Annotated in this window: 19 protein-coding genes and 1 riboswitch; of the genes, 16 read left to right on the top strand and 3 right to left on the bottom strand. The window is 38.0% G+C overall.

The genetic code is table 11. The features are described 5' to 3' along the window. Positions 1-116: 116 nt before the first annotated feature. The 3 genes from BUF13_RS16895 to BUF13_RS16885 all read left to right on the top strand — a co-directional run bounded on the left by BUF13_RS16895 (position 117) and on the right by BUF13_RS16885 (position 5,660). Complete coding sequence (locus BUF13_RS16895; protein WP_073572997.1) at positions 117-2,438, top strand: DNA topoisomerase 3; 2,322 nt, start codon at positions 117-119, stop codon at positions 2,436-2,438. A 256-nt stretch (positions 2,439-2,694) separates the two neighbouring features. Continuing rightward, a complete protein-coding gene (locus tag BUF13_RS16890; protein WP_073572996.1) occupies positions 2,695-3,033 on the top strand; it encodes a PadR family transcriptional regulator in 339 nt (112 codons plus the stop codon). A 2-nt stretch (positions 3,034-3,035) separates the two neighbouring features. Continuing rightward, positions 3,036-5,660: an ABC transporter permease gene (locus BUF13_RS16885; RefSeq protein WP_083586498.1), complete on the top strand. Its 2,625-nt coding sequence runs from the start codon at positions 3,036-3,038 to the stop codon at positions 5,658-5,660. A 215-nt stretch (positions 5,661-5,875) separates the two neighbouring features. Here BUF13_RS16885 and BUF13_RS20680 read toward each other — a convergent pair whose 3' ends face one another. The 3 genes from BUF13_RS20680 to BUF13_RS16875 all read right to left on the bottom strand — a co-directional run bounded on the left by BUF13_RS20680 (position 5,876) and on the right by BUF13_RS16875 (position 9,788). Next, a complete protein-coding gene (locus BUF13_RS20680) occupies positions 5,876-6,043 on the bottom strand; it encodes a hypothetical protein (RefSeq protein ID WP_166669847.1) in 168 nt (55 codons plus the stop codon). Positions 6,044-6,057: 14 nt separating this feature from the next. After that, complete coding sequence (metE, locus tag BUF13_RS16880; protein ID WP_073572995.1) at positions 6,058-8,361, bottom strand: 5-methyltetrahydropteroyltriglutamate--homocysteine S-methyltransferase; 2,304 nt, start codon at positions 8,359-8,361, stop codon at positions 6,058-6,060. A 160-nt stretch (positions 8,362-8,521) separates the two neighbouring features. Then, positions 8,522-8,723, bottom strand: a riboswitch (cobalamin riboswitch). Positions 8,724-8,948: 225 nt separating this feature from the next. Beyond that, positions 8,949-9,788 (bottom strand): endonuclease/exonuclease/phosphatase family protein, encoded by an 840-nt coding sequence (locus BUF13_RS16875; RefSeq protein WP_073572994.1) that lies wholly within the window; start codon positions 9,786-9,788, stop codon positions 8,949-8,951. A gap of 494 nt (positions 9,789-10,282) precedes the next feature. Here BUF13_RS16875 and BUF13_RS16870 point away from each other — a divergent pair, with 494 nt between their 5' ends. From BUF13_RS16870 to BUF13_RS20475, 13 genes are all read left to right on the top strand, one after another. After that, positions 10,283-12,472 carry a tetratricopeptide repeat protein gene (locus tag BUF13_RS16870; protein ID WP_083586497.1) on the top strand — a complete coding sequence of 730 codons (2,190 nt, stop codon included), beginning with the start codon at positions 10,283-10,285 and terminating at the stop codon, positions 12,470-12,472. After that, positions 12,469-13,206: a LytR/AlgR family response regulator transcription factor gene (locus tag BUF13_RS16865; RefSeq protein WP_073572993.1), complete on the top strand. Its 738-nt coding sequence runs from the start codon at positions 12,469-12,471 to the stop codon at positions 13,204-13,206. The genes BUF13_RS16870 and BUF13_RS16865 overlap by 4 nt, the downstream gene beginning before the upstream one ends. A 214-nt stretch (positions 13,207-13,420) precedes the next feature. Beyond that, positions 13,421-13,642, top strand: a complete 222-nt coding sequence (locus tag BUF13_RS16860) for a hypothetical protein (protein WP_073572992.1) — start codon at positions 13,421-13,423, stop codon at positions 13,640-13,642. A 17-nt stretch (positions 13,643-13,659) separates the two neighbouring features. Beyond that, on the top strand, positions 13,660-14,226 hold the full coding sequence (locus BUF13_RS16855) for a hypothetical protein (protein ID WP_073572991.1): 567 nt from the start codon (positions 13,660-13,662) through the stop codon (positions 14,224-14,226). 109 nt (positions 14,227-14,335) lie between these two features. Continuing rightward, entirely contained in the window at positions 14,336-15,541 is a 1,206-nt protein-coding gene (locus tag BUF13_RS16850; RefSeq protein ID WP_134204530.1) for a type III secretion system chaperone family protein, read from the top strand. A 2-nt stretch (positions 15,542-15,543) separates the two neighbouring features. Further along, positions 15,544-16,629, top strand: a complete 1,086-nt coding sequence (locus BUF13_RS16845; protein WP_083586496.1) for a trypsin-like peptidase domain-containing protein — start codon at positions 15,544-15,546, stop codon at positions 16,627-16,629. Further along, a complete protein-coding gene (locus BUF13_RS16840) occupies positions 16,619-17,674 on the top strand; it encodes a hypothetical protein (RefSeq protein WP_073572988.1) in 1,056 nt (351 codons plus the stop codon). The genes BUF13_RS16845 and BUF13_RS16840 overlap by 11 nt, the downstream gene beginning before the upstream one ends. Before the next feature lie 11 nt (positions 17,675-17,685). Further along, the gene (locus BUF13_RS16835; protein WP_073572987.1) at positions 17,686-18,645 is read left to right on the top strand and encodes a hypothetical protein; all 960 of its coding nucleotides are present in this window, start codon (positions 17,686-17,688) and stop codon (positions 18,643-18,645) included. Between the two features lies 1 nt (position 18,646). Then, positions 18,647-19,423, top strand: a complete 777-nt coding sequence (locus BUF13_RS16830; protein ID WP_073572986.1) for a hypothetical protein — start codon at positions 18,647-18,649, stop codon at positions 19,421-19,423. Between the two features lie 29 nt (positions 19,424-19,452). Then, the gene (locus BUF13_RS16825) at positions 19,453-20,940 is read left to right on the top strand and encodes a hypothetical protein (protein WP_134204528.1); all 1,488 of its coding nucleotides are present in this window, start codon (positions 19,453-19,455) and stop codon (positions 20,938-20,940) included. 4 nt (positions 20,941-20,944) lie between these two features. Beyond that, complete coding sequence (locus BUF13_RS16820) at positions 20,945-22,108, top strand: hypothetical protein (RefSeq protein WP_073572984.1); 1,164 nt, start codon at positions 20,945-20,947, stop codon at positions 22,106-22,108. Between the two features lie 10 nt (positions 22,109-22,118). Next, positions 22,119-22,460, top strand: a complete 342-nt coding sequence (locus tag BUF13_RS16815; protein WP_073572983.1) for a hypothetical protein — start codon at positions 22,119-22,121, stop codon at positions 22,458-22,460. Between the two features lie 10 nt (positions 22,461-22,470). Beyond that, positions 22,471-23,490, top strand: a complete 1,020-nt coding sequence (locus BUF13_RS20475) for a hypothetical protein (RefSeq protein WP_134204526.1) — start codon at positions 22,471-22,473, stop codon at positions 23,488-23,490.

Here is a 23,490-nt window from a genome sequence, read left to right as displayed (position 1 = left end):
GGGCTTTTTTGTTTTAACCCTACTCTTCTCAGACATAGGAGATTGCTACCTAACCTGAGACTTTCCAAAGCATCCAGTCTGGTGAGCTTAGACTATTTTTTCTAGTTTTGTTTTAGATGAAAGTTTGTATTGCTGAAAAACCAAGTGTCGCCCGTGAGATAGCCTCTGTACTTGGAGCCACTGCCAGACATGATGGATATTACGAGGGAAACGGATATATCGTCACTTATACTTTTGGTCATTTTTGCACCTTATTTGAACCCAACGATTATGAACCTTTTTGGAAAAGCTGGAGTCTCAGCCACTTGCCTATGCTTCCCGAAAAGTTCAAAACCAAAGTGGTTGACAACTCAGGGATACAGAAGCAATTCAATATTGTAAAAAAACTATTTGAAACCGCTACAGTTGTGATTAACTGCGGGGATGCCGGCCAAGAAGGTGAACTGATCCAGCGCTGGGTAATAGAGCAAGCGGAGTACAAAGGAGAAGTCAAACGCCTATGGATTTCATCCTTGACTACAGAGGCGATCAAAGAAGGCTTCGAAAAACTCCAGCCCTCCTCCAAATATGATAATCTATACTATGCAGGATTTTCCAGAGCCATTGGTGACTGGTTGTTGGGAATAAATGCTACTCGACTATATACTGTCAAATACGGCGGATACAAACAAGTCCTTTCGATAGGAAGAGTGCAAACGCCAACTTTGGCTATGATTGTGAATCGCTTTAAAGAGATTCAAAACTTTAAGCCACAGCCTTATTGGGAATTACAAACTGTCTATAGAGAAACAACTTTCAATTGCGAAGAAGGGAAATTCTTAAAGAAAGAAGACGGAGAAGCTTTTGCCAACCAGGTAAAAGAACATGACTTTGAAGTTATCTCTGTTGAAAAGAAAAAAGGAAAGGAATTCGCCCCTAAGCTTTTTGACTTAACAGGTTTACAGGTTTATTGCAATAATAAGTTTGGGCTTTCTGCGGATGAAACACTTAAAATTGCCCAGCAACTTTACGAGCAAAAGGTCATTACTTATCCAAGAGTTGATACCACATTTTTACCTAATGACATCTATCCCAAAGCTGCTGGAATCCTGCAAAAGCTCACCAAATATGAAGGATTAATCCGACCAGTTTTAGGTAAAAAATTAAAAAAGTCGACCAAGGTTTTTAATGATAAAAAAGTAACCGACCACCATGCTATCATCCCTACAGGAATTCAGGGGAATTTGCATGGGAACCACCTTAGAGTCTATGATATTATCGCAAGACGATTTATCGCAATTTTTTATGATGAATGCTCAGTTGCCAATACAACAGTAATTGGACAGGTGGATACAGTTTCCTTTAAAACCACTGGTAAGGTCATTTTAGAAAAAGGCTGGAAGGTTGTTTTTGAAACCGCCGACGGAAAAGACAAAAAGGAAAAAGATGAGCTCCCTATCTTCAAAAAAGGAGAGAAAGGACCTCATGAGCCTTCTTTTCAGGAGAAAGAAACCAAAGCTCCCAAGCACTATACCGAGGCGACATTGCTAAGAGGAATGGAAACTGCCGGAAAACAGGTAGACGATGAGGAAATGCGGGAGTTGATGAAGGAAAATGGTATTGGGCGTCCTTCAACCCGGGCAAGTATCATTGAGACGCTTTTTAAACGGCAATATATCGAGCGGAATAAAAAGCAGATTTTACCTACCGAAACAGGCATCCAATTGATCGAGATCATCCGCAACAACATGCTGACCTCAGCGGAACTAACAGGAAAGTGGGAAAAACAGTTGAGGGAGATCGAAAAGGGGAATTTTCATGCAGGTTCTTTTGTGAAAAACATGAAAATCATGGTAGAGCATTTGGTGTATGAAGTGATGAGGGAACAAAACCAAACCATCATTGCGCCTCCTACTGAATCCAAGGCTTCTGATAAAGAAAAGCCTCAAGAAAAGGAAAAAACGAGCACTACCCTTGTGGGATTTGATTGCCCAAAATGCAAGGAAGGATCTATTCTAAAAGGAAAATCAAGCTACGGATGTAGTGCTTATAAAAAGGGCTGCAACTTTTTACTTCCATTTTCATTCGAAGGGAAGAAAATCTCAGAAAATCAGTATTTACGTTTAGTCCAAAAAGGTTCCACGGTCAATTTAAAAGGGTTTAAAACTCAGACTGGAGACAAAGAAGGCCTAATTCGGTTCGATGAAACTTTTCAACTCATTTTGGAGGAAAAGAAATCAAAAAGCACCCAAGAATCTAAAAAATCTCCTCCTGTTATTCCATGTCCATTGTGTCAAAAAGGAACGATTATTAAAGGAAAAACAGCCTATGGATGTAGCGCTTACAAAGAAGGTTGTGATTTCAGATATGCTTTTGAAACCATCCGAGAAAAAGCCAACAAAAGGCCACTAACTGAGGAGCTGGTTATTTCATTATTAAAAGAAAGTGTGGGAGTATAAACGTACCTGTATTTGAAAACATCCCTAAAGATCAGACAATAAGAAACCAAGTAGACACTATATCTTTTCATCGAAGCCTGACATAAAATGTTGGGCTTTTCCTTTCAGTAAGTACAACAAAATAGTCCGCCACCGAACAAACCTGTTCGGACAACCTCATCGATTTCTCCTAAAATCCCTTTCAAATCCCTCCAAAAGCATTTTTTAGTTTTGGCATGGATTTTAAATACTACAAATAGGAATTTATTATCTATTCATGAAAAAGTATCAGCTGGGTGAATTTGAAGAGATCGTCATGCTCACCGTCGGAGTTTTGTATGATGAGGCCTATGGAGTTTCTATCAAAACAGAAATCGAATCACGTCTAAAAAGAAACGTCAGCGTCGGAGCATTGCAAACAGCTCTCAAAAGACTGGAAGAGAAAGGATATCTAAAACCCCAAGATGGCGAACGAACTGAGGAGAGAGCCGGAAGACCTAAAAAGTATTTCAGAATTACCGCCTTGGGTAAAAAAGCGATGGAATACAGCAAAGAAACCCGGGAGTCATTATGGAATGCAATCCCCGAAGTTGCCTGGAAACTTAAAATGGTCTAATAATGAAAAGGAATCAACCGAAAGGGCCACCTGAATTGTTCATTTCCTTTTTCCGATGGTTTTGTGATCCAGAAATCCATCAATTTATCGAAGGGGATCTTTTTGAATTATACGATCAAAGGCTGGAGGAAAAAGGCAAAAAAAAGGCTGACCTCTTATTCATGAAAGATGTCCTTCAACTTTTTCGACCAGGGATCATCGGAAGAAAGAAAAACCACTACCAAACCAACTTTATAGACATGTTTCGCAATAATTTTAAAATCGCCAGAAGAACTCTCTGGAAAAACAAGCCATCGACAATCATCAACATGCTTGGGCTGACCGTTGGGATGACTTCTTGTTTGATGATCGCACTTTTTGTTCTGCATGAAGTCAGCTTTGATAAATTTCAACCCAATGCAAAGCGAATCGCTAGGGTAGTGATGGAATATTCCATGGGCAGAGATGGAGGAGTTGAAGAAGGAACTTTTACCAGTACAAAAGTAGCTCCGGTATTTTCGAGAACATTCCCTGAGGTTGAAAAAGGAATTCGAATGAATGATGCATCTGCCATCCTTCAATTGAACAATCAGCCGGTCCTTGAATCAAATTTCCTGTATGCCGACTCGACCTTCTTTGATGCATTTTACTATGAGATGATTGAGGGAAATCCTAAAACAGCTTTGAACGGCCCAAATAAGTTGATCCTAACTGAAAGTATGGCGAAAAAGTATTTTGGAGACAAAGATCCAATTGGTCAAGGAATGGAAGTCGGTGAGGAAAAAGAATTGTTTGAAATCACTGGAATTGTCAAAGACTATCCTAAAAACTCGCAGTTCTATTTCGATTTTCTGGCTTCTTTTTCTTCACTGGGAGCCAATCAAGAGGAAACGTATTGGAACGCCAATTACACCACCTATTTGCTATTGAATAGCGAGGAAGCATTTCACTCTTTGCCAGATAAAATAGATCCTTTTATGAAAAAGGAATCTGTGGAAATGGGTGCTTCTGTTGACTTTCACCTAGAGCATTTTGATGAAGTCCACCTATTTTCTCCTCACAGCGATATGGTTCCAAATACCAGTATTACCTACCTGTACATGTTGGGAGCCATCGCATTTTTGATTCTAGTAATTGTCTGTTCGACATATATCAATTTGAGCACCGCCAAATCTGTAGAAAGAGCCAAGGAAGTAGGAATCAGAAAAGTCTCTGGCGCAGACCAAGGGCAATTGTTTTGGCAGTTTATAGGTGAATCTACCCTTTTGACATTTTTGTCTCTGATCACAAGCATGGCTTTAACCTACTTGCTATTGCCCAATTTCAATGATTTGATTGGTAAAAATCTTTCTGCTTCCGAATTGATTCAGCCAAGCTTTCTAATCTTCACAATTGGTCTCACTTTGATCATCAGTATCATCGCTGGAAGCTACCCTGCTATGATTCTTTCTAAGTTCCAGCCGATTTCGATCCTGAAAGGAGTTTTTAAAAAAACCAATTCAGCCAAATGGCTCCAGCAATCGCTCACGGTGTTTCAATTTGGGATTTCAGTTTTTCTAATCATCGCCACATTGGTGATCAGTGGACAATTGAACTTTATCCAAAACCAAGATTTAGGTTATGACAGAGAACAAATCATTGCACTTTCGATTGGGTGGAACAAGGACAATAAACAAGTCTCGACTTTCAAAAAGGAATTGAAATCTCATTCTCAAATCATCAATGTCAGTAGAGCAGCCAATAGCCCTGTCAACATTCAAAGTGGTTATAGCATGAACCTTCCTACCCGTCCAGAGAATGAATACATTTCTGTGAATGCAAATCCTGTGGATGATGAATTCATCAAAGTAACGGGGCTTGAATTGATCGCAGGACAGGATTTCACTGAAAACATGATTCATTTGACAGAAAATGAAAACTGGGACGACAATGAGTTCAATTACATTTTGACAGAGAATGCTGCAGCAAAGTTTGGATGGAGTCCAGATGAAGCCATTGGAAAAAGAATGATTCTCAATCAGGAAGGAACAGTTGTCGGGGTGATCAAAAACTTCCATTTCCAATCTTTGAGGAATGACTTGAATCCATTGGTCCTATTTACATCTTCCTGGGGTTCGCGACTTTTAGTAAAAGTGAATGGCCAGGATCTTCCGGGAACCCTGGCATTTATCGAAGAGCAATGGAAAAAATTCATGCCGGACAGACCTTTTTCCTACCGCTTTTTAGATGAAGACTACAATCGAATGTATCAATCCGAGATGCAGCTTGGAAAAGTCATGAATATTTTCGCAACTATGGCCATCATCCTTGCATGCTTGGGCTTATTTGGACTTTCTTCCTACATGATTCAGCAGAGACTCAAAGAGGTAAGCATCAGAAAGGTTTTGGGAGCCTCCACCTGGCAGGTACTCCAAATGCTTTCTGGAAATTTTGTCAAATTGGTACTCATAGCCATTGTCATTGCTACTCCTCTCGCCTATTGGGTGATGCATCAATGGTTGGAGGATTTTGCCTTCCATATTTCCGTACCGATTTGGGCTTTGCTGGTTGCAACTATTGCCACCGTAGGAATAGCATTCACCACAGCTGGAATCCATGGACTGAAAGCCGCTTGGAGCAATCCAGTGAAAAACCTTAAAAGTGAGTAAATAAACCCGGATTATGCATTAGGATCCGTAGTGAGAGTTCAAAATGCAAGAAAATCAAGCATTTAGCGAATGAGGCATAGCAAGGCTCTGGTGAATGAGTTAAATGCAGCAAAGCGATTGATTTTGTCCGCCGCGGCGGATGGGCTCGGAATAGAAAGTCTAATGCATATTGCGGGTTAAAATAGGGTGAGACAAAATCTCACCCTCTTTACCTTTTAATTCTTGGAATCAGAAGCCCATTTGGTTTTCCAGCTCATCAAAGGATGATGAATCCGTTTTTTACCAGATTTTGAAAGTAGGTTCTCGTAAACTTCTTTTTTCTCTTCTCCTTCCAAGAATAAATCTAAAGCCATCATTTCGAGTAAATCAGCTTTTTTCTTCATTCCGATCAAGGAATTCAATTAACCAGCAGCTTCTCTCTCATCTGCTGAGCGGCATTGACCATCCGCTTCAAAGCTTCGGTAGTTTCTGACCACTGTCTGGTCTTCAACCCGCAATCAGGATTGACCCAAACATTCTCCTGAGGAAGGTAGCTGATTGCCTTTTCCAATAAATCTACCATTTCCTCCTCTGAAGGAACTCGAGGAGAATGTATATCATAGACTCCAGGACCTATATCATTGGGATATTGAAATGCAGCAAAGGCATCCAACAACTCCATTTGGGATCTGGAACACTCGATGGTAATAACATCTGCATCCATTTCAGCGATTTCAGAGATGATATCGTTGAAATCAGAGTAGCACATATGTGTATGAATCTGGGTCTGATTTTTCACCCCAGATGATGAAATTCGGAATGCACGGATCGCCCAATCTAAGTAACCCTTCCATTCTTCTTTTCTCAAAGGCAATCCTTCTCGAATAGCAGGCTCATCAATTTGAATGATTTTGATTCCTGCCTTTTCCAGATCAATCACTTCTTTTCTAATAGCAATGGCTATTTGAAGGGCTGTTGAGGACCTTGGTTGATCATCTCGCACAAAGGACCATTGCAAAATGGTCACAGGACCTGTCAGCATCCCCTTGACCAATTTGTCAGTACAAGCTTGTGCAAAGGAAGTCCACTCTACCGTCATGGCTTCAGGCCTAGAAACATCACCGTAGATTACTGGAGGCTTGACGCAGCGAGAACCGTAACTCTGAACCCATCCATTTTGGGTGAATGCAAATCCATCCAGCTTTTCTCCAAAGTATTCCACCATGTCATTCCTCTCATATTCTCCATGAACCAAAACATCCAAGCCAACCTCTTCTTGCCATTGAATGGTTTCCTTGATCTCTTGTTTCAACAAATTCTCATATTCTACTTTCCCTAGCAGACCTTTCTTGAATTGTAATCTCCAAGCTCTCACTTCTTTGGTTTGTGGGAAAGAGCCAATTGTAGTTGTAGGAAATGCCGGAAGATCTAGATGAGCCTGTTGCAAAATCTTCCTGACTGAGAATGGGTTTTTGCGCGTATCAGAACCTCTAGACAAGGACCAAGCTTCTTCTTTAACATTGGAATTATGAACCAAATCTGAAGACTTTCGAGCCTGAATCAATTTCTGATTTCTTGAAAACAACTCGTTTTCTCGAGAGGTTACAAGTTTTTTCAAGGCTGCTAATTCTTCCAATTTTTGCTTGGCAAAAGCCATCCAGGCCTTGATTTCGGACTTGAGTGATTCTTCATTTGTTTCCAATTCTAAATCACAAGGAACATGAATCAATGAGCAGGAAGGGGAAATCCAAACTCGTTCCTCTCCTCGCTGTTGGATCGCTTCCTCAAGGAGATTTAAAGACTTGGAGTAATCATTGATCCAGATATTTCTACCGTCCACTACACCCAAAGACAGAGTGATATCAGCAGGAATATGAGCCAAAACATCTGACAATTGCTCTTCTCCTCTCGTCAGGTCCACATGCAAGGCACAGATGGGAAGGGAGGACAACCAATCCAATTGGTGCTTAATGGATCCAAAATAACTGGAAACCAAGATTTTCAGGTAAGGAAATGCTTTTCTAATCTGGCTATAAACTACCTGAAATGCCTCGATTTCATCATTCTTCAAATCCATGACCAAGCTCGGCTCATCCAATTGAATCCAGTCTGCACCTGCCTCTTCCAACTTTTTCAGAATTTCGAGATAAACAGGCAGCAAGTTTGAAATCAAATCAATCCGGTTGAACCCTCTTTCCTTTTCCTTACCCAATAAAAGATAGGAAACCGGACCAATCAGAACAGGCTTGGTATGAATCCCCTCATACTTAGCTTCTTGGAATTCATCGATCACTTTGGTTGAAAAAAGCTTGAAAGGTTGGTCTTTTCGAAACTCAGGAACCAGGTAATGGTAATTGGTATCAAACCACTTGGTCATTTCAAGCGCTACGATGTCCAAGCCATCATTTTGATAGCCTCTGGCCATGGCAAAGTATAAATCCAATTCAGATTTACCTTCCTTCAAAAGCACCTCATGAAACCTTTCAGGGATCGCATTGACCATCAGAGACATATCCAGCACCTGATCATAAAATGAAAAATCATTGGATGGGATTTTGTCAATCCCCAACTCCTTTTGAAGTTCCCAATTGGCCTTTTTGATCAAATGGCCTTCTCGCAACAATTGTTGTTGGCTGATTTTGCCTGCCCAATAATTTTCGCAGGCCTTTTTCAATTGACGTAAGCTACCTATTCGCGGATAGCCCAAGTTGTTTGTCAACATGATGTAAGCATTAAAATTTAGAAAATTGATTAACACTCGTCAGAATGGAAGAATCAATTGCTTACAGGAAAAGAAGAAAGACAGAATTGGACATACATATCCCATGAAAAAATGGAAATGGTAGAGTTCAATGCCTGACAATAACTTCAGATCGCGAAAGCAATGTCAATGCGTTGTGGCAAGTCTCCTGACTTCCCTGACCTTTTCCGCCTTCTCATTTGCTGGATGCAAACAATGGCATTCTTGGAAAAAGCTTGTTTCCGAAAATTCGGAACAGGGTTACAGTTGCGCGACAGTCCATGATTTTCACATGGTTCCTTATTAATTCCCGTTAAGGGAAACCGACAACGGCTTTGATTTTTAATTGAACCAAAGAACGAGAGGGCCAAAAGTAATCAGAAAATTGGTAGGTGGAGGTTTTTATTTTCTTCTTTCGAACATTCCAAATAAGAAAATTTCTTTATGTCTGATTTCCAAAGGATCAAAAGGCTATTTGAATTCAACAAAAAAGCCCGGCAAAAAAACCGGGCTAGAAATTTAAAATCCATCGAAAATTCATTCAAAAATTTTCGAATGTTGACTTCTTATTATTTGAAATTGACAGTCGCCACAACAGGCAAATGATCAGAAGGATAGCGCTGATTCAAAGCGTCCGTCAATACTGCATATTTGGATACTTCGAAGTCATCACTTACAAAAACATAGTCAATTCTGTTTTTCATGGGTGCGGTAAACACAAATGCATTGGTGGTTCCTACCGGCCCATAAGGTTTCATTTTTGAAACTTTATAAGAATCATTCAAAAACTCCGACAATCCAATAATCTGCTCCGTATCAGGAGTGGAATTAAAATCTCCTGTACAGATGACAGGTTTTCCTTTGGCGATTTCTTTCATTTTTTTCACCATCAACTTCCCAGATTCTTTTCTAGCAACTACCCCTTGATGATCAAAATGAGCATTGAATACATAGAACTCATTTCCATTTTCCAAGTCCTTGAAAAGCCCCCAAGAAGCGATTCGATTACAGCAAGTAGCATCCCAGCCCAATCCTGGTTCATCTGGATTTTCTCTCAACCAAAAATCTCCAGATTCAAGCACTTTGAATCGATCAGTTTTATAAATGATAGCTGAATGCTCGCCACCTTGCTTTCCATCATCTCTACCTGCTCCGATAAATGCAAATCCAGGCATCTCCATCAAATCTGTCAATTGATGAATAAAGCCTTCCTGGGTTCCAATAATGTCAAAATCGTGATACTGGATCAAAGACTTGACCATTTCTTTTCGATTCGGCCAAGCATTGATGCTATCGCGGGGTGTATCCATTCTCAAATTAAAACTTGAGACTTTAATATCCTCAGAACCTTGTGCATACGCAGAAATGGACACTAAGAATACAAATAATGCTAAGAGTTGTTTTTTCATAATTGCCAATTTAAAGATCCCCAGAAAATAAATCTGGGGATCAAATTAATTCTTTCTATTCCCAACCTGGATTCTGACCCAAGTTTGGATTCATGATTCTTTTTTAAAGCTGTTAAGTTTCTTCTTAAATCAAAAATAAAATAATCCATAAGCCTCCTCAAACACCTCCTGTCACATGTAATAAAAAGGTAATGTGGGATTAAAATAAGTTTCACAAACTCATCGATCCATCTTCACATCATTAAACATCTTATAAAGGAAAATTTGCTCGAACGAATATTGATTGGAAAGAGACGGATATTTTTTGAAATACAGGTTTCGTTCAGAAAACTCTATCATTCTTACCAAAAAGAAATAGAAACAATTATTTTGGTCAAGATTAGATTCCATTAACCTTCAAACAATTTTAAAAGGATATTTAACATGCATAAATCCTTTGTCAAATTCCATTTTCAAACTTCGGGAAGATCCTAATCAACATTCTCAGAAAAAACATGCGATTTACTTTTAGAACTGTACTTACTTTTTTGTTATTCTCTCTGATTTGGACAAATACAATTGCACAAACTCAAACTATTGATAGCTTAAAAACAGAATTAGAGATTCATACAAATAAGGATTCAACAAGGGTTAATCTTTTAAATGCTCTTGCCTTCTCTTTTTTCAGCAGAGACATTCCAAAATCCCTTGAATATTTAAACGAATCTGAAGAGTTGGCCGATGCTATTGGATTTAAAAAAGGTAAGGCAAGAAGTATTTACATCAAGGGCATAACTGAAGCGATACAATCGAATTACGATCAAGCATTGCAAAATTATGATCAAGCACTAAAACTATATGAAAGCATAAATTTTAAGAAAGGAATAGCAAACAGTTACAATGCCATGGGAATCACTTTTAGAAACAAAGGTGAGCTCAGAAATGCGATTGCAAATTTCAAAAAAGCAATTTCAATAGAAGAAGAAATCGGAAGCGATAATCTTTCGGCAAGTCTCTTGAATTTAGGAACTGCCTATGAAGGGTTAGGTGAATTTGAGGAGGCCATTTCTTATTTGAATAAAGCGCTTTCCATTGCTGAATCAAACCAAAACGAACAACGGGTTTCCTACAGTCTAAACAATCTGGGAAACATTTATATGCAATTAGGCAATTACCCTCTTGCCCAAGAGCATTTCAAAAAGTCGTTGTATATGAATGAAAAGTTGGCGGATAGTATAAGTATGGCCCATAACCTTGGGAATATAGCTATGATATACAAAGTCCAGAAGGACTATGAAAAGGCTATGGAAACATTTGATAGATCTTTGGGGATTTATGAACGAATCAATAGCAAACAAGGAGTTTCTAATACTTTGAATGGGATAGGGACTATTTATGAAGAATTGGATGATTTAACTAAAGCACTTGAAAAATATTTTGATGCACTAGAGATAAGCAAACAAATAGAAGCTGACAGTGAAATACCTTCCATTCTAAATAATATTGGCGGAATTTATTTAAAACTTAATACTCTCGACAAGGCAAAATCTTACTTCTCTCAATCGGAAAAAATCAGTTTAGAAATCGAAAATAAAGAAACATTATCTGGAGCTTATATTGGACAATCCAGAGTTTTAGCAAAACAAACAGAGTATAACAAAGCTTTGTCTAAGGCACTAAAAGCATATGAAATATCCGAAAATTCAGGCTTCTTAAACTACCAAAAAGAAGCCTCAGAATTGCTTTCCTTAATTTATGAAGCTACCGGTGATTTCAAAAAAGCGCTCCAAAACCATAAGCAATATAAAATATTGGACGACAGTCTTTTTAATAAGGAAAACATAGAAAAAATAGCTCAACTGGAATACGAGTATAAATACAAATTGGAACTTGATTCTGCTAATATTAGAGAATTGAAATTGACAAAAACTGTATTGGACACTTCCCAGGATTTGGCAAAAACCAGACAAAATTACCTCTGGGCCATCATCGGCATCTTATTGATTTCCATCGCATTGGGCACATTGATTTTTATTGAAAAACTTAAAAACGAGAAATCAAAAACCAAACATGTCATTGTAGAGCAAAAACTGCTTCGTTCCCAAATGACACCGCATTTTATCTTCAATTCTCTATCTGTCCTCCAAGGGATGATTCTCAATAAAGAAGAAAGCAAATCAGTGAACTACCTCTCAAAATTCTCCAGACTACTTCGAATCATCCTGGAAAACTCGAGAGATAAATTGGTATTGCTCTCGAGGGAAATTACAGCGGTAGAAAACTATCTTTCACTCCTTAATCTCGAGGATAATAAATTCCATTTTACAATCCATGTCAACGAGAAAACTGACCCAAGCCAAATAGAAATCCCACCTATGCTGATTCAGCCATTTGTAGAAAATGCGATAGAACACGCTTTCAATGGACAATCTGAAGAAAGTAAAATTGATATTTCTCTAAAATATGAAGGAGAGCAACTTATTTGTACCATCTCTGACAATGGAATAGGAATCGATTCTCAACGAGGAAGTCAATCAAAAAACAAGAAGTCCTTATCAACTGCGATTACCTCAGAGCGGTTAAAAATTCTATCCAATGATTTCAAAATGAAAGGAGATATCAAGATTGAAGATAGATCCAAATACAATGAAAAAGGAACCATAGTGACTTTGACCATCCCATATAAACTAAGCCAAGAATCATGAATGCGCTGGTAATTGAAGACAAAGCCTATATCCGAAAGGGCCTGATCAATTTACTTAACTCTGTTAGCTCTGAGATAAATGTCATTGGCGAATGTGAATCTGTCAAGGAGGCAGTAATTGTCGCCAATGCCTGCAAGCCTGAGTTAGTATTTTTAGATATCAATTTATCAGATGGGACAGGATTTGATTTTTTGGATCAAACCGAACATCTGGACTTCAAGGTCATATTCATTACAGCCTATGAGGAATTTGCACTTAAAGCCCTAAAAATCGGAGCTGTGGATTATCTAATGAAACCGGTTGATCCTGAAGAGCTTCAGATTGCTTTGAAAAAAGTGCAAAACAAAAGTTCAGTCCAACAGAAAGAACAGATCAATCAATCAAAAAAAGTTTGGTACCAAGATGATTCTACGCTGGTACTCTCATTAAGTGACAGCTTTCAGGTCATTGATTTGTCGGAATTGTTGTATTGCGAGTCCGATAAAGGTTACACAACCTTTCACTTGTCAAATGGAAAAAAATATATCGCATCCAAACCCATCAAAACCTATGAGGAGCAACTTGAAAAGGTCCATTTCACTAGACCTCATCAATCCTTCATGGTCAACTTGAAGTTCATCGACAAGTATGATAAATCAGGCACCATCTATCTGAAGAATGGGATACAGATCCCTGTTTCTTTCCGAAAGAAAGAAGCTTTTTTGACAACTTTCCTAGAATTCAATCGACACTAGGACATACATTATTTAGGGGAAATTCTTCATTTTCCAATTTTCAGAAAAACGAAAACTAAACGTCTTTTTACTAATATAAAGCTGGACATTACGGATATAGACTGGCTATTTTTCTTAGTCTAGAATTTCACAACATTGATCTTAAGAAAACAGGAATTCAAGGATTCAAAACAGCCTTGGAGCACTTTTTAAAAAACTTAAAAGATCAATACAAATGGAAGACATCAAAGCAAAACTTGGGAAAGGCGGACTTTTACTAGCAGCCATGGGGATCATGTCAATGGTTCTATCAATTTTTAATTACAACATCAGGCTATTAGCCTGGATAGACATCTGGGGAAGCGGAATGGGCTGGATCATTCGGGTTTTATTGATCGCGGTAGGAGGAGCTTTGTTCTATATGTACGGTAGGGATTCTGAAGAAGTAGAAGACTAATCTTCAACATTCAAGAAATGAAAAGTCTTAAAATACCAGGTCTATTTCTTGTGCTGGCACTCCTTCATGCTTGTGGTGGCGGAGCCAGCAATCAAGAAGCAAATGCGGATGGCTTCCTTGTTATTGAGAAAGCTCTCAAGGACAAATTTGGAGAGGATGCATACTTTACCGATCTAGCTATCAGCCATAATAATTCAATTGGAAACATCATCTCAGTGACTGTCACGAGTGATCCTTCCTCTCTTAAAATGGGGCAATGGACTCAATCCAATGATATGTGGACTCAAACTTCTGACATCACCTTAGAGGTACCTCAAGGCATGAATGCTTCTGATTTCATGTTCCAGCTTGGTGATCCAATCGATCTAGCCAAACTGGGGGACTTGGTAGTAAAATCCAAAGAAAAATTGGAGGAAGAAAAAGAGATTCCAAACCCCTCCCTTCAAATGGCTATCGTAAAAATCCCTAAAGATGGAGAAAGGTCTAAAATCCAGTATTTGGTTCTTCTTCAGCCGGAAAATGGAGGGACGACTTTCACATATAGCTATGATTTAAATGGAGATTTCATTTCCATGAATTATTAAAGCAAGATCACTAAACCAACTAAATCTCTCCTATAATTCTCAAGGAAATGGAGACAATATTTTTCAAATAAGCTAAAGGACACATCAAGCCTTGGCCAATACAAATACCATGAATAAAAATTTAAGCTATTTCCCTCCTATCAATCCCAAAAAAGCCTCCACGAAACAAGATGAGAAGTGGGATGAATCAATTGCCTTGTTTAACAGTGGACATTATGAACAGGTAATCCCAACGCTTTTAGACTATATCGACAGCAGCCTAAAGTCTAAAAAAACAGGAAACACCTATGAAATAGCGCATGGATCTGTGGTAGTATTCATTGCACAATCAGAGACAGAACTTATCATCAAATGCCCATTTTTAAATATAGAAGATGCCAAAAAAGTCCCATTAATGAGGCGATTGGCGGAACTTCGAATGTATCCACTCAATCTGGCCAATTTGGTACTAGAGGGGGACATGGTATTTTTCACTTTTTCTTGTCCCATTCATCTATGTGAGCCCTATAAAATTTATGGCGTCTTGCGGGAAATTTGTTTGTACGCAGATAGCTATGATGATGAACTAATCGAAAAGTTTGGCGCAGAGCATCTTCAGGAACCAGTCATTTCCCCTTTCCCAGATAATCTAAAAGAGCAGGCTTTCAACAATAGTCAGACTATCCTTTCAGAGGGTATAGAGAGGTTAAACTATTACATGGAAAAGAGGCAGTCCAACAATGCTTGGTACACGCTCAACATCACTTTCAAAAAGCTGGAGTTTTACTCCGAACCTCAAGGCTATTTAAGAACCCTTATCGAAAAAGCCATCGATGGAATTCAAGATCGAAGAATTCAATTTCAGACAAGATTATTGAATGGAAAATCAAGTCTTGAAAAGTTAAAAAACTATCCTAAGGAAAAGTTTTTATCCGATCTCTACCAGGTAGAAACATTTGTCCCTCACAAATACAGCAGCAAGAAGGAAAATATCCGAGAAAACTGGGAGGACAGCTACTATGAGGCAAAGGAAAAAATCTCCAACTACCAGTTTGAAGATGCCTGCAATCTCATGCAATCCTGTTTCTACGGGCTTTTCTATTACAATCTGGTGAATGAATCTATCAGTAAACCCATCACAGATGCTTTGGCACAAACTAGTCAAATGGACTGGAATCTAGCAGCTCCAATCCTGATGACTGGGATGGAATCCATCATGGAGGACTCACTTTTCGGCCAAGAATTCGGTATGGATCTCTCAAAAATCATGGGGGCACAAATGCAAGAATCCATGGCAGCAATTCAACAGATGATGGCAAACTTTAAGACTAATTGAAAATGAACACTATACAAAACCTAGAAAATTCAGTTTATAAAATTAATACTGCATTTGGCTCTGGAACAGGATTTTACAGCTCTCAAGACAAGGTAATTATCACCAATTTCCATGTCATTTCCGGTAGTCTATCTATCAGTGTAGAAGATGGAGCAAAAAACAGATATTTGGCAAAAGTCATTTACGCAAATCCAGGCAAAGACCTTGCATTTTTGAAGGCGGAAAGTCTTCCCATCCCAATTCAAACAGTTAATACAAATCATGACACAACAGTTTCAACAAGAGACAAACTTTTGGTATTGGGATTCCCTTATGGTATGCCTTTTACGGTGACCGAGGGGACTGTTTCTAATCCACAACAAATCATCGGCGGTAGTGACTTTATACAAACAGATGCTGCCATAAACCCCGGAAATAGCGGAGGCCCTGTGATCAATGAAAAAGGAGAATTGCTTGGAATCGTTACTGCAAAATTCTCAGATGCTGATAATATGGGCTTTGCCATTCCAATAGAAACAATCAGAGAAGAGCTTGAAATCATTGATCAGCTTTCTGAAGATCTTACCTTGGGTTGCCCTAGCTGTAATTCATTAATCCAGGAAAAGACCGCTTATTGTCCCAATTGCGGAAATGACATTGAGGAAAGTTTGTTCGAAGAAAGTCCTCTCTCCGATTTCAGCGTGAAGGTGGAAAAAGCCATTCAAAATTTAGATATAGATCCTGTATTAGCGAGAACCGGTAGCGAATATTGGAAATTCCATTTGGGAAGTGCTGAAATTCGAATGTTCGTATATGACAACAATTATCTTTTTGCAACCTCTCCATTGAACGAGCTCCCAAGGCAAAATCTTGCAGAGATTTACGAATACATCATGCGCACAGATACCGGTGAGCACCGACTTTCCATCTCTGACAATCAAATCTATCTTTCCTACAGGGTACATATCAGTGATTTGTATTCAAAGGAAAATGAACAGGTATTGAACAACTTGGCTCAATTGGCTGAAAAAGCTGATCAATTGGACAATATGTTCATCTGTGATTTTGGTGCGAAAATGACAAAATTCAGCAAACAACATGAGGCTTAAGTATGCCTACATACTGCTTATTTTATTGATCATTTCAAGCTCATGCAATGCTATCAAACCGACAGTTGAGGAAGCAAAGGCATTCAAGAGTCTAAATCGAATCAACTATCCATTTGCTGAAATCAAAAATGGAGATAGCCCCAACACTATTTCAGATTTATTGGAAGCCGAGGAAATCTCAACTCTCGAGAATTGGAAAAACTCTGAAGGTAATCCAGAAAGATTAATAAAATCAGAATGTGTCGGCTGCTCTGATGAAATCAGTGGGTATTTCCCTGTCTACAAAGTCAAAAAAGGGAAATTCATTCACTTTGGCCTCAAGAATAGTCAAGGGATTCAAAATTTGGTTTTTAGAAAAAATGGAACTTTCATGAACCTGTTCTTCATGTTTGAAGGCTATTCTCAAGACCAATTCAATGATAAACTACAAAAACAGGATCTGAAAGAATATGAGGTCATTGAGGGAGTTTATCCGATAGAGATTGGAAAAGAAAAGCTCATTCAAGAACTAGTTGAGTACAATAGTTTTGCGGGAATTGGGGACTGGTACGAAAGTCCCTTTCCCACCAAAATAGTATTTGAGAGATTACTTCGCGAAAAAAGAACTGATTTACCATTCAAGTTTGTAAGCGGTCTTTACAGTATTCAAGGAGAAGACAATAAAGGTGAATTCAAGATTATCAACTTTTTTGAACCCGTTTTCTGTGCTAATGCCGTAGCTTTCAATGAAAATCAGTCTTTTGAATCTGTCACTGAAGGATATTATGGCAACGCGACATTTTTTCTGATTTCACTAGAGGAAGCAAGTGAAATAGAAATCAATATTGAGCCGAATGATCCAAATCATAAATTTCAATTTTCGGTTTTTGAAAACGACACTTTTCACACTTTGGAAGAATACCTAAACATGGATATGGCCCAATTTGATTCTTTTCTAGAACCTCTAGAAAAAGGTCAGTATTTGATAAGGGTGATTCATGAGAATTCTGATTTCATTGAAGATCCTTTATACAACCTTAAGATTTCCAAAGTCTTCACCGAATGATCAGCTAAGAGATGACTTTTTTACTTCAAATATTGATTGCATCGGTTATATATGCTGTGACGGCCATAATTATTTTAGCTGTTTCAAAGCAAAAAGTACTAACAGGTCTTATCCAAATTCTATCTGTATTCTTCTTGATTGGAGGAGCTTTTTTGTTTTTCACAGAATATTCATCTATTCATAAAAGAGAGGTTCGAAATGGAGCTATAGAACTTATCGATTGGGATGACCTACCTGAAAATCAATTCATAAAAAATGAACTCGTAGCATTAAGACATTTTCAGGAATACAGAAATGCTCTAAAAGGTTATGAATTTTTCCTACTTGATATCGTACATAAGGGAAACGATCCCGAATCCTATCAGAGCACATTGAGAGATCAAATCATTTCTCAATTGGAAAATCAAGAATATGGCGCATCCTACTGGAACAAAGTATTTGATATAGCTTTTGAATTTGAGCCTAGTACAGAAGAATTCGAACAGGCTAATTACGAGGCAGTTTTTTCAATTCCTTTTGGTTTTCAATCCCAAGAAGAAGCAGAAGACTTTGGAGATTTAGAAATAGAGGAAAACTATTCCAGTTTCGAACGGGCCTCTCAGCTGATGTACATTGCACAAAAAGCTCAATCAATCGACAGAACTTCGGATCGGGTTTCCTTTTTCTGGGATCAAAACAAAGTCTATTTCTATACTTTTTTCTCGAATACCCGGTATGAACAATTATGCAAAAAGCTAATAGATGACTTAATCCTGGTTTATGAAGAGATTGTCAAGGCTCCTTCCCACAAGGAATTCTACAAGAAATATGACGTAAGCGATGAAAAATTTCTTGACTTTCATTCAAAAAAATTCACCAAGAAATTCAAATATTCCTGGCCTTTCAGTTTTTGGGACAGGCGTTTTGCAGAAGAAAATGAAACCGAGGTATTTCGAATCCTAAAGGAAATCCAAACCCATTATAAGAATTAATATGAAGAAGATTGCAATAATCTCGGTTTTGGTAGGGCTTTCTTTTGTGGGATTAGCGTATTTCTATTCCCTCAAATCTTCAGAACTAATCAGGGATAATCTGGAGTATGACAGTATCAAAAATACTCTCCAAGAAAATCAACAGATTGCTTTAGCAGACGAAATTTCTGAAATCAAAAATGGAGATTTTATCAGCAACCAATTCATTGAATTGAGCGAGTCAGAATACAAGGATGTAACCATGTTTGTCGATCAGTTCAACAACGATGATAGAGTGGATCCACTCTTTTCAAATGCAGTTGTTGATTTAATCGAAAAGGACTTCAGCGAATTGGGGTTTATCAAATCCATCATTGGTTCCTCAATCGATTATGGTAATTTTTCTTTCGACTACTCCTTTCTTCCTCAATTATTTAAAGAAGACGCCTCTCTTTCAGATTTACTGACTTTAAGCTTTTTGAACAGGTACCGAAATTCAGATCTGCTTTTACAAACTTATGAAAGATATAAGGAGGACATTTATCATAGCATACCCAAAAGTTTATATCAAAAAGTATTTGTCCAACAGATTAATGATTGTCTTTTGGCTTATGAAGAAATAGCCAAAAAAACAGACAAAAAGGCCTTTTTCGAAGACATTTACTTCAAGGCTAACTCCCAAAATCTGCATAGAAAATATTGGAAATACACTTTTTGGAAAAGGCGCGAAATAGAAAAAAATGATAAAGAGATTTATACTATTCTAAGTGAAATAAAAGATCATTATGAGAAGCTATAAGATCATATCCAGCATAAAAATCTGACCTAATGGGAATCATTATTATTGTCTTTTTGCTCCTGTTTTTTGCGGCTTTTATATACCTGTGCTATCTATTGATCAGGTGGGTTTTTAAAAATAAAAGGCGGACTCAGGTATTTCAGGCCTTATTGGTGATTGGAGTAGTAGGTATATCCATCCATCATTTCTTTTTTAAAGATATGCACTTCATTCAGTCAGAAGTCTATTCTAATCTCTATTTGGTAGAATATCTTGACAAGGACTATTCAGTAGTGGAAGAGGCCATTAAAGAAAAAATAAAAGAACACCTGAAGTCCGAACATAAAACCGGCAAACCACTTTCCTATTCCGGAGAAAACGCCATCTATTTTTATGAATTAGGTGGAATGACCTTAGGTTTTATAGGAGACGCCGGCACAGGTTATTTTATTGATCATGAAGAGGATTTGGGCGGTTTTGTAAGTGAAGAACTAGGCATGTACACAAATTATAGGTTGGCTGAATTTTACTATGATCCTTGTCCTCAAGACGCTTCTGTGTATTGCGGTGAAATCAACTTTTTCAGAGAAGGAGAACATTTCAGAGTAGATAGTCTCACAAACCTTGATTTCCTTGACAAGGAGCCCAATAATTTACCTCACCAACAAACATCAACTCAGGAGGTTGTTTTTCCTCTTCACGGATTACTGGATAAAGAAGCTCTAGCTACCTATTATCCTGAAGTTTTAAGCGAATTTAATTTCAATGGAAAATTCCATGCGAAACGAATAGCCTGGACAAATGGCAACGGAGCAATTTTAAGTCTTTTGCAACATACAGATTCCAATTCAGACTATTTCCTTTATTCCCATGACCAGAACTTCAAGGTAATTGACTCCTTTTACATCGGAGAGGCTATGGATTTTGATAATGGAAAAAGCGTGACTATTGATTATGATGTCATCCAAGACACCTCCATTTCATTTAACAAAGTGGTATTTGGGGCAATAATTCGAAACAACGAAGAAACTATTGACACCTTGGCTCATGAAACAACCACAATTCAGATAAATAAAAATGGAACGCTCCATTACACAATTTCGAAGAATCCCAAATTTTACAGTTTGGAGGTTTTTGATAGAGACTCTGGGTCCGACGGAATCCAACTAAGGGACAAGCCCAATGGCAATATCATTCAAACTCTCGACACAACAGGAGATGGCTATATCATTAGTATAGTAAGTGGAGAAAATGGTTGGTTTCGGGTTTTAAAGATTGACTCCATAGATGTGGGTGAATTGGAAATGCCATACGGTATTGCTTGGGTTCATCACTCCGAAATAGGGATTCGAGCAAATCGCGAAACATCAGTCTTTGACTCGCCCAAAAATGGAAAGCAGATTGGCAATGTTCCAATGGACGGGGATTTAAATATTATCGATTTAGAGCAGGATTGGGTTAAAATCGAATACCAAAATTTAACAGGCTGGGTTGATTCTAAATCCCTCTGTGGAAACCCATTAACCACTTGTCCATAGATTTATGAAAAAACTTAATAACATAAGACAAGGGTTATTGATTGCCTTCTATCTGATAACAATAAGCTGTAAGGATGGTAAAGGAAATGAAGAAAGGATAATTGAATCGACCGAGATAGATTCAAAGACCAACATCCCCATTTCAAATCAGACTTTTGATATTGAAAAACTAAAAGAAGCCTATAAAACCAAAAATGAAGCTCAGTTTCTAGAGCAATTTCCAGCTGATTTTCAACAATTCATGGAGTATTTCGGATGGAACAATAAAAGCGATCAACCCAACGAACTATACGAAGAAAGTTACACATATATAGAGTACTTCTTTGATTTAATATCTGATTCCAAGTACCTAGAATTTGAGTCCAAATTAACAAGCATAGCTGAGAATGGTGTTTGGCAAGAGGATGCTGCCAATTACTTTCAGGATTTTACTTTAGACTATATCCAGAGTAAAAAAAGATATCATCTCATTGATAACCTTTCATCCGACCAAGCAAAGTCGGTCCTTTTTTTCCTCTTCGATGGACCTCATCCCAAATTTGACGCTGATTTTGCTTCCCAGCTTAGTCCATCAAAAAATGAAATCCTAGAAGAGCTCTTCGAATCAGGATTTTACGACCAGAATGAAAACCCAGACCCTATAGACTATGAAGATCCAGATCCAATTGATTATGAAGGCTCAATTGCCTATGAGATAACTGATTTTGAGAATTTGGAACACTATTTCATAAGGGATATCGATATAAACAACGACAAGATATTGGATAAAATAGTGAGCGCAGATCCTTACCAAGGGGATGAATTATTTCTTTTTATAAAAAAAGGAGACCAATACCAATTTGCTCTCAAGACCACCAATTTTTCACAGGATGGAGGCAACCAAATTGTCGATGTATTCGCTGAAGAAGGCGGGTTTTATGTTAAAACAGCTTTTCCCGACAGAGGATTTTTCGAGGCCAATTACCACATAACCTTTAAAGACTATAGTTGGATTTTGACCAACACCATTTACAAAACCAAAAGCAGCAATCAAATAGATGCCTTCATCTATGTATGTGATGTAAAACAAGAATTGAACTTGGAGGACAAGCATTTTCATGAGCAACTCAAATGGATGCCCGAAGAAGGAGAAAAAGAAATCCTTTGTACCAAAGAAAAAATAAATTAAGCCAAATAGGATGCGTTTCGTAAAGCTCATATTGACCTACTTAATTTGGACAATTTTGTCCTTGATTTTAGGCGTCAGCTATATGAGACTTGTTTTGGGTCCAAATGATGTCTCTGAGGATGGCTGGTGGTATCTATTGCATTTGTTTTTTGATATGGGACTGTTACATGTAGGTTTTTGGATCGGCGTCGCAATAGCCTCAATTTTTATACTTCTGGATGTGTTTTATCTCCGAAAGAAATTGAAAAACAATTCCCAAAAAACGATCATCCAGCTGATCACCTTATTGGTAATTACTGGATTAATAGCCATAGTTCATTATTTCCTCGAAAAGGTAATTGATGTCATTTAACAGAAGAATAATGAAATACCAACTTATCATATTTGTACTTTTTCTCTCGGCTTGCCAGCAAAAAAGCGATTTGAAAACCGCCCCTGAAACTGAAATTCCTGAAAGAAAACCGAATGAAGAAAGGCAGGATACTATAGAAACCCAACAAGGGCAAAATCAACTTGACAGTACAACAATTCAATACGATACCAAACTTTTTAATGAAATCCAGACGGACACCATAGAATTTATGGACTACAATGATGACTTTGATTATGGTTATCTGAATGGACGAAAAAAAGGCAAAAATCTATCTTTCGTCTACAATTGGTACTGGACAGAAAACCAAGAATACAATTTCAGGCCAGGTGATCTGATCCAGGTTGAATGGAAAATGGACAGCATCCTCATGGCCGGAGACGAGGAAGTAGTGAATGTGGTGGAACGAGCATTGGATGCAAAAAAGATAGCTTCAGGAAACCTTCCTATTCATTTTTTAACTCGAGAGGATAGTTATGACGAGTCCGTAAAGGCTAATATCAGCTCCATGGTCATCAATCAATCCTACCTTCACAACATCAGCGAACCAGAAAGAGCAGCATTGGGATACATCGCTTTTGATATTGGAAACGAATGTCAATGGGGCTACGATTCGCAAGGAAAACGGGCTCTCTACTGCCAAATAGTAACTGCCTTGAATTTGGATTATCAGTGTTCGGATACCCAATTGGACTTTTTAAGAAAGTGGTTTACCAAGGACAGGGTTGCAAATGAAAAGCTAAAAAGCTGTCCCACTATTCCCAATACGGCAACCATCCAAAGCACTTTTGATGAGATCCTTATTCAAAAGGACGAATCCAATAAAACAATTACTGTCAATTCTAAAATTACCGGCATCAACATAAGGGAATCAAAATCCTGGAAATGGTCCCAGACCGATGTTTTTGAATACAGCCAAGATAACATCGCCTTAATCGACTCCAAAAAATCGGAATTGACTGAAAGTAAAATTGATTTGAATCCTGATCACGATACCAATAATGACCTTTGA

This window comes from Algoriphagus zhangzhouensis, from assembly GCF_900148515.1.
In the GTDB taxonomy this organism is placed as follows: domain Bacteria; phylum Bacteroidota; class Bacteroidia; order Cytophagales; family Cyclobacteriaceae; genus Algoriphagus; species Algoriphagus zhangzhouensis.
Note: the sequence above shows the minus strand (reverse complement) of the source record. Positions and strands in the feature narration are given on the sequence as shown.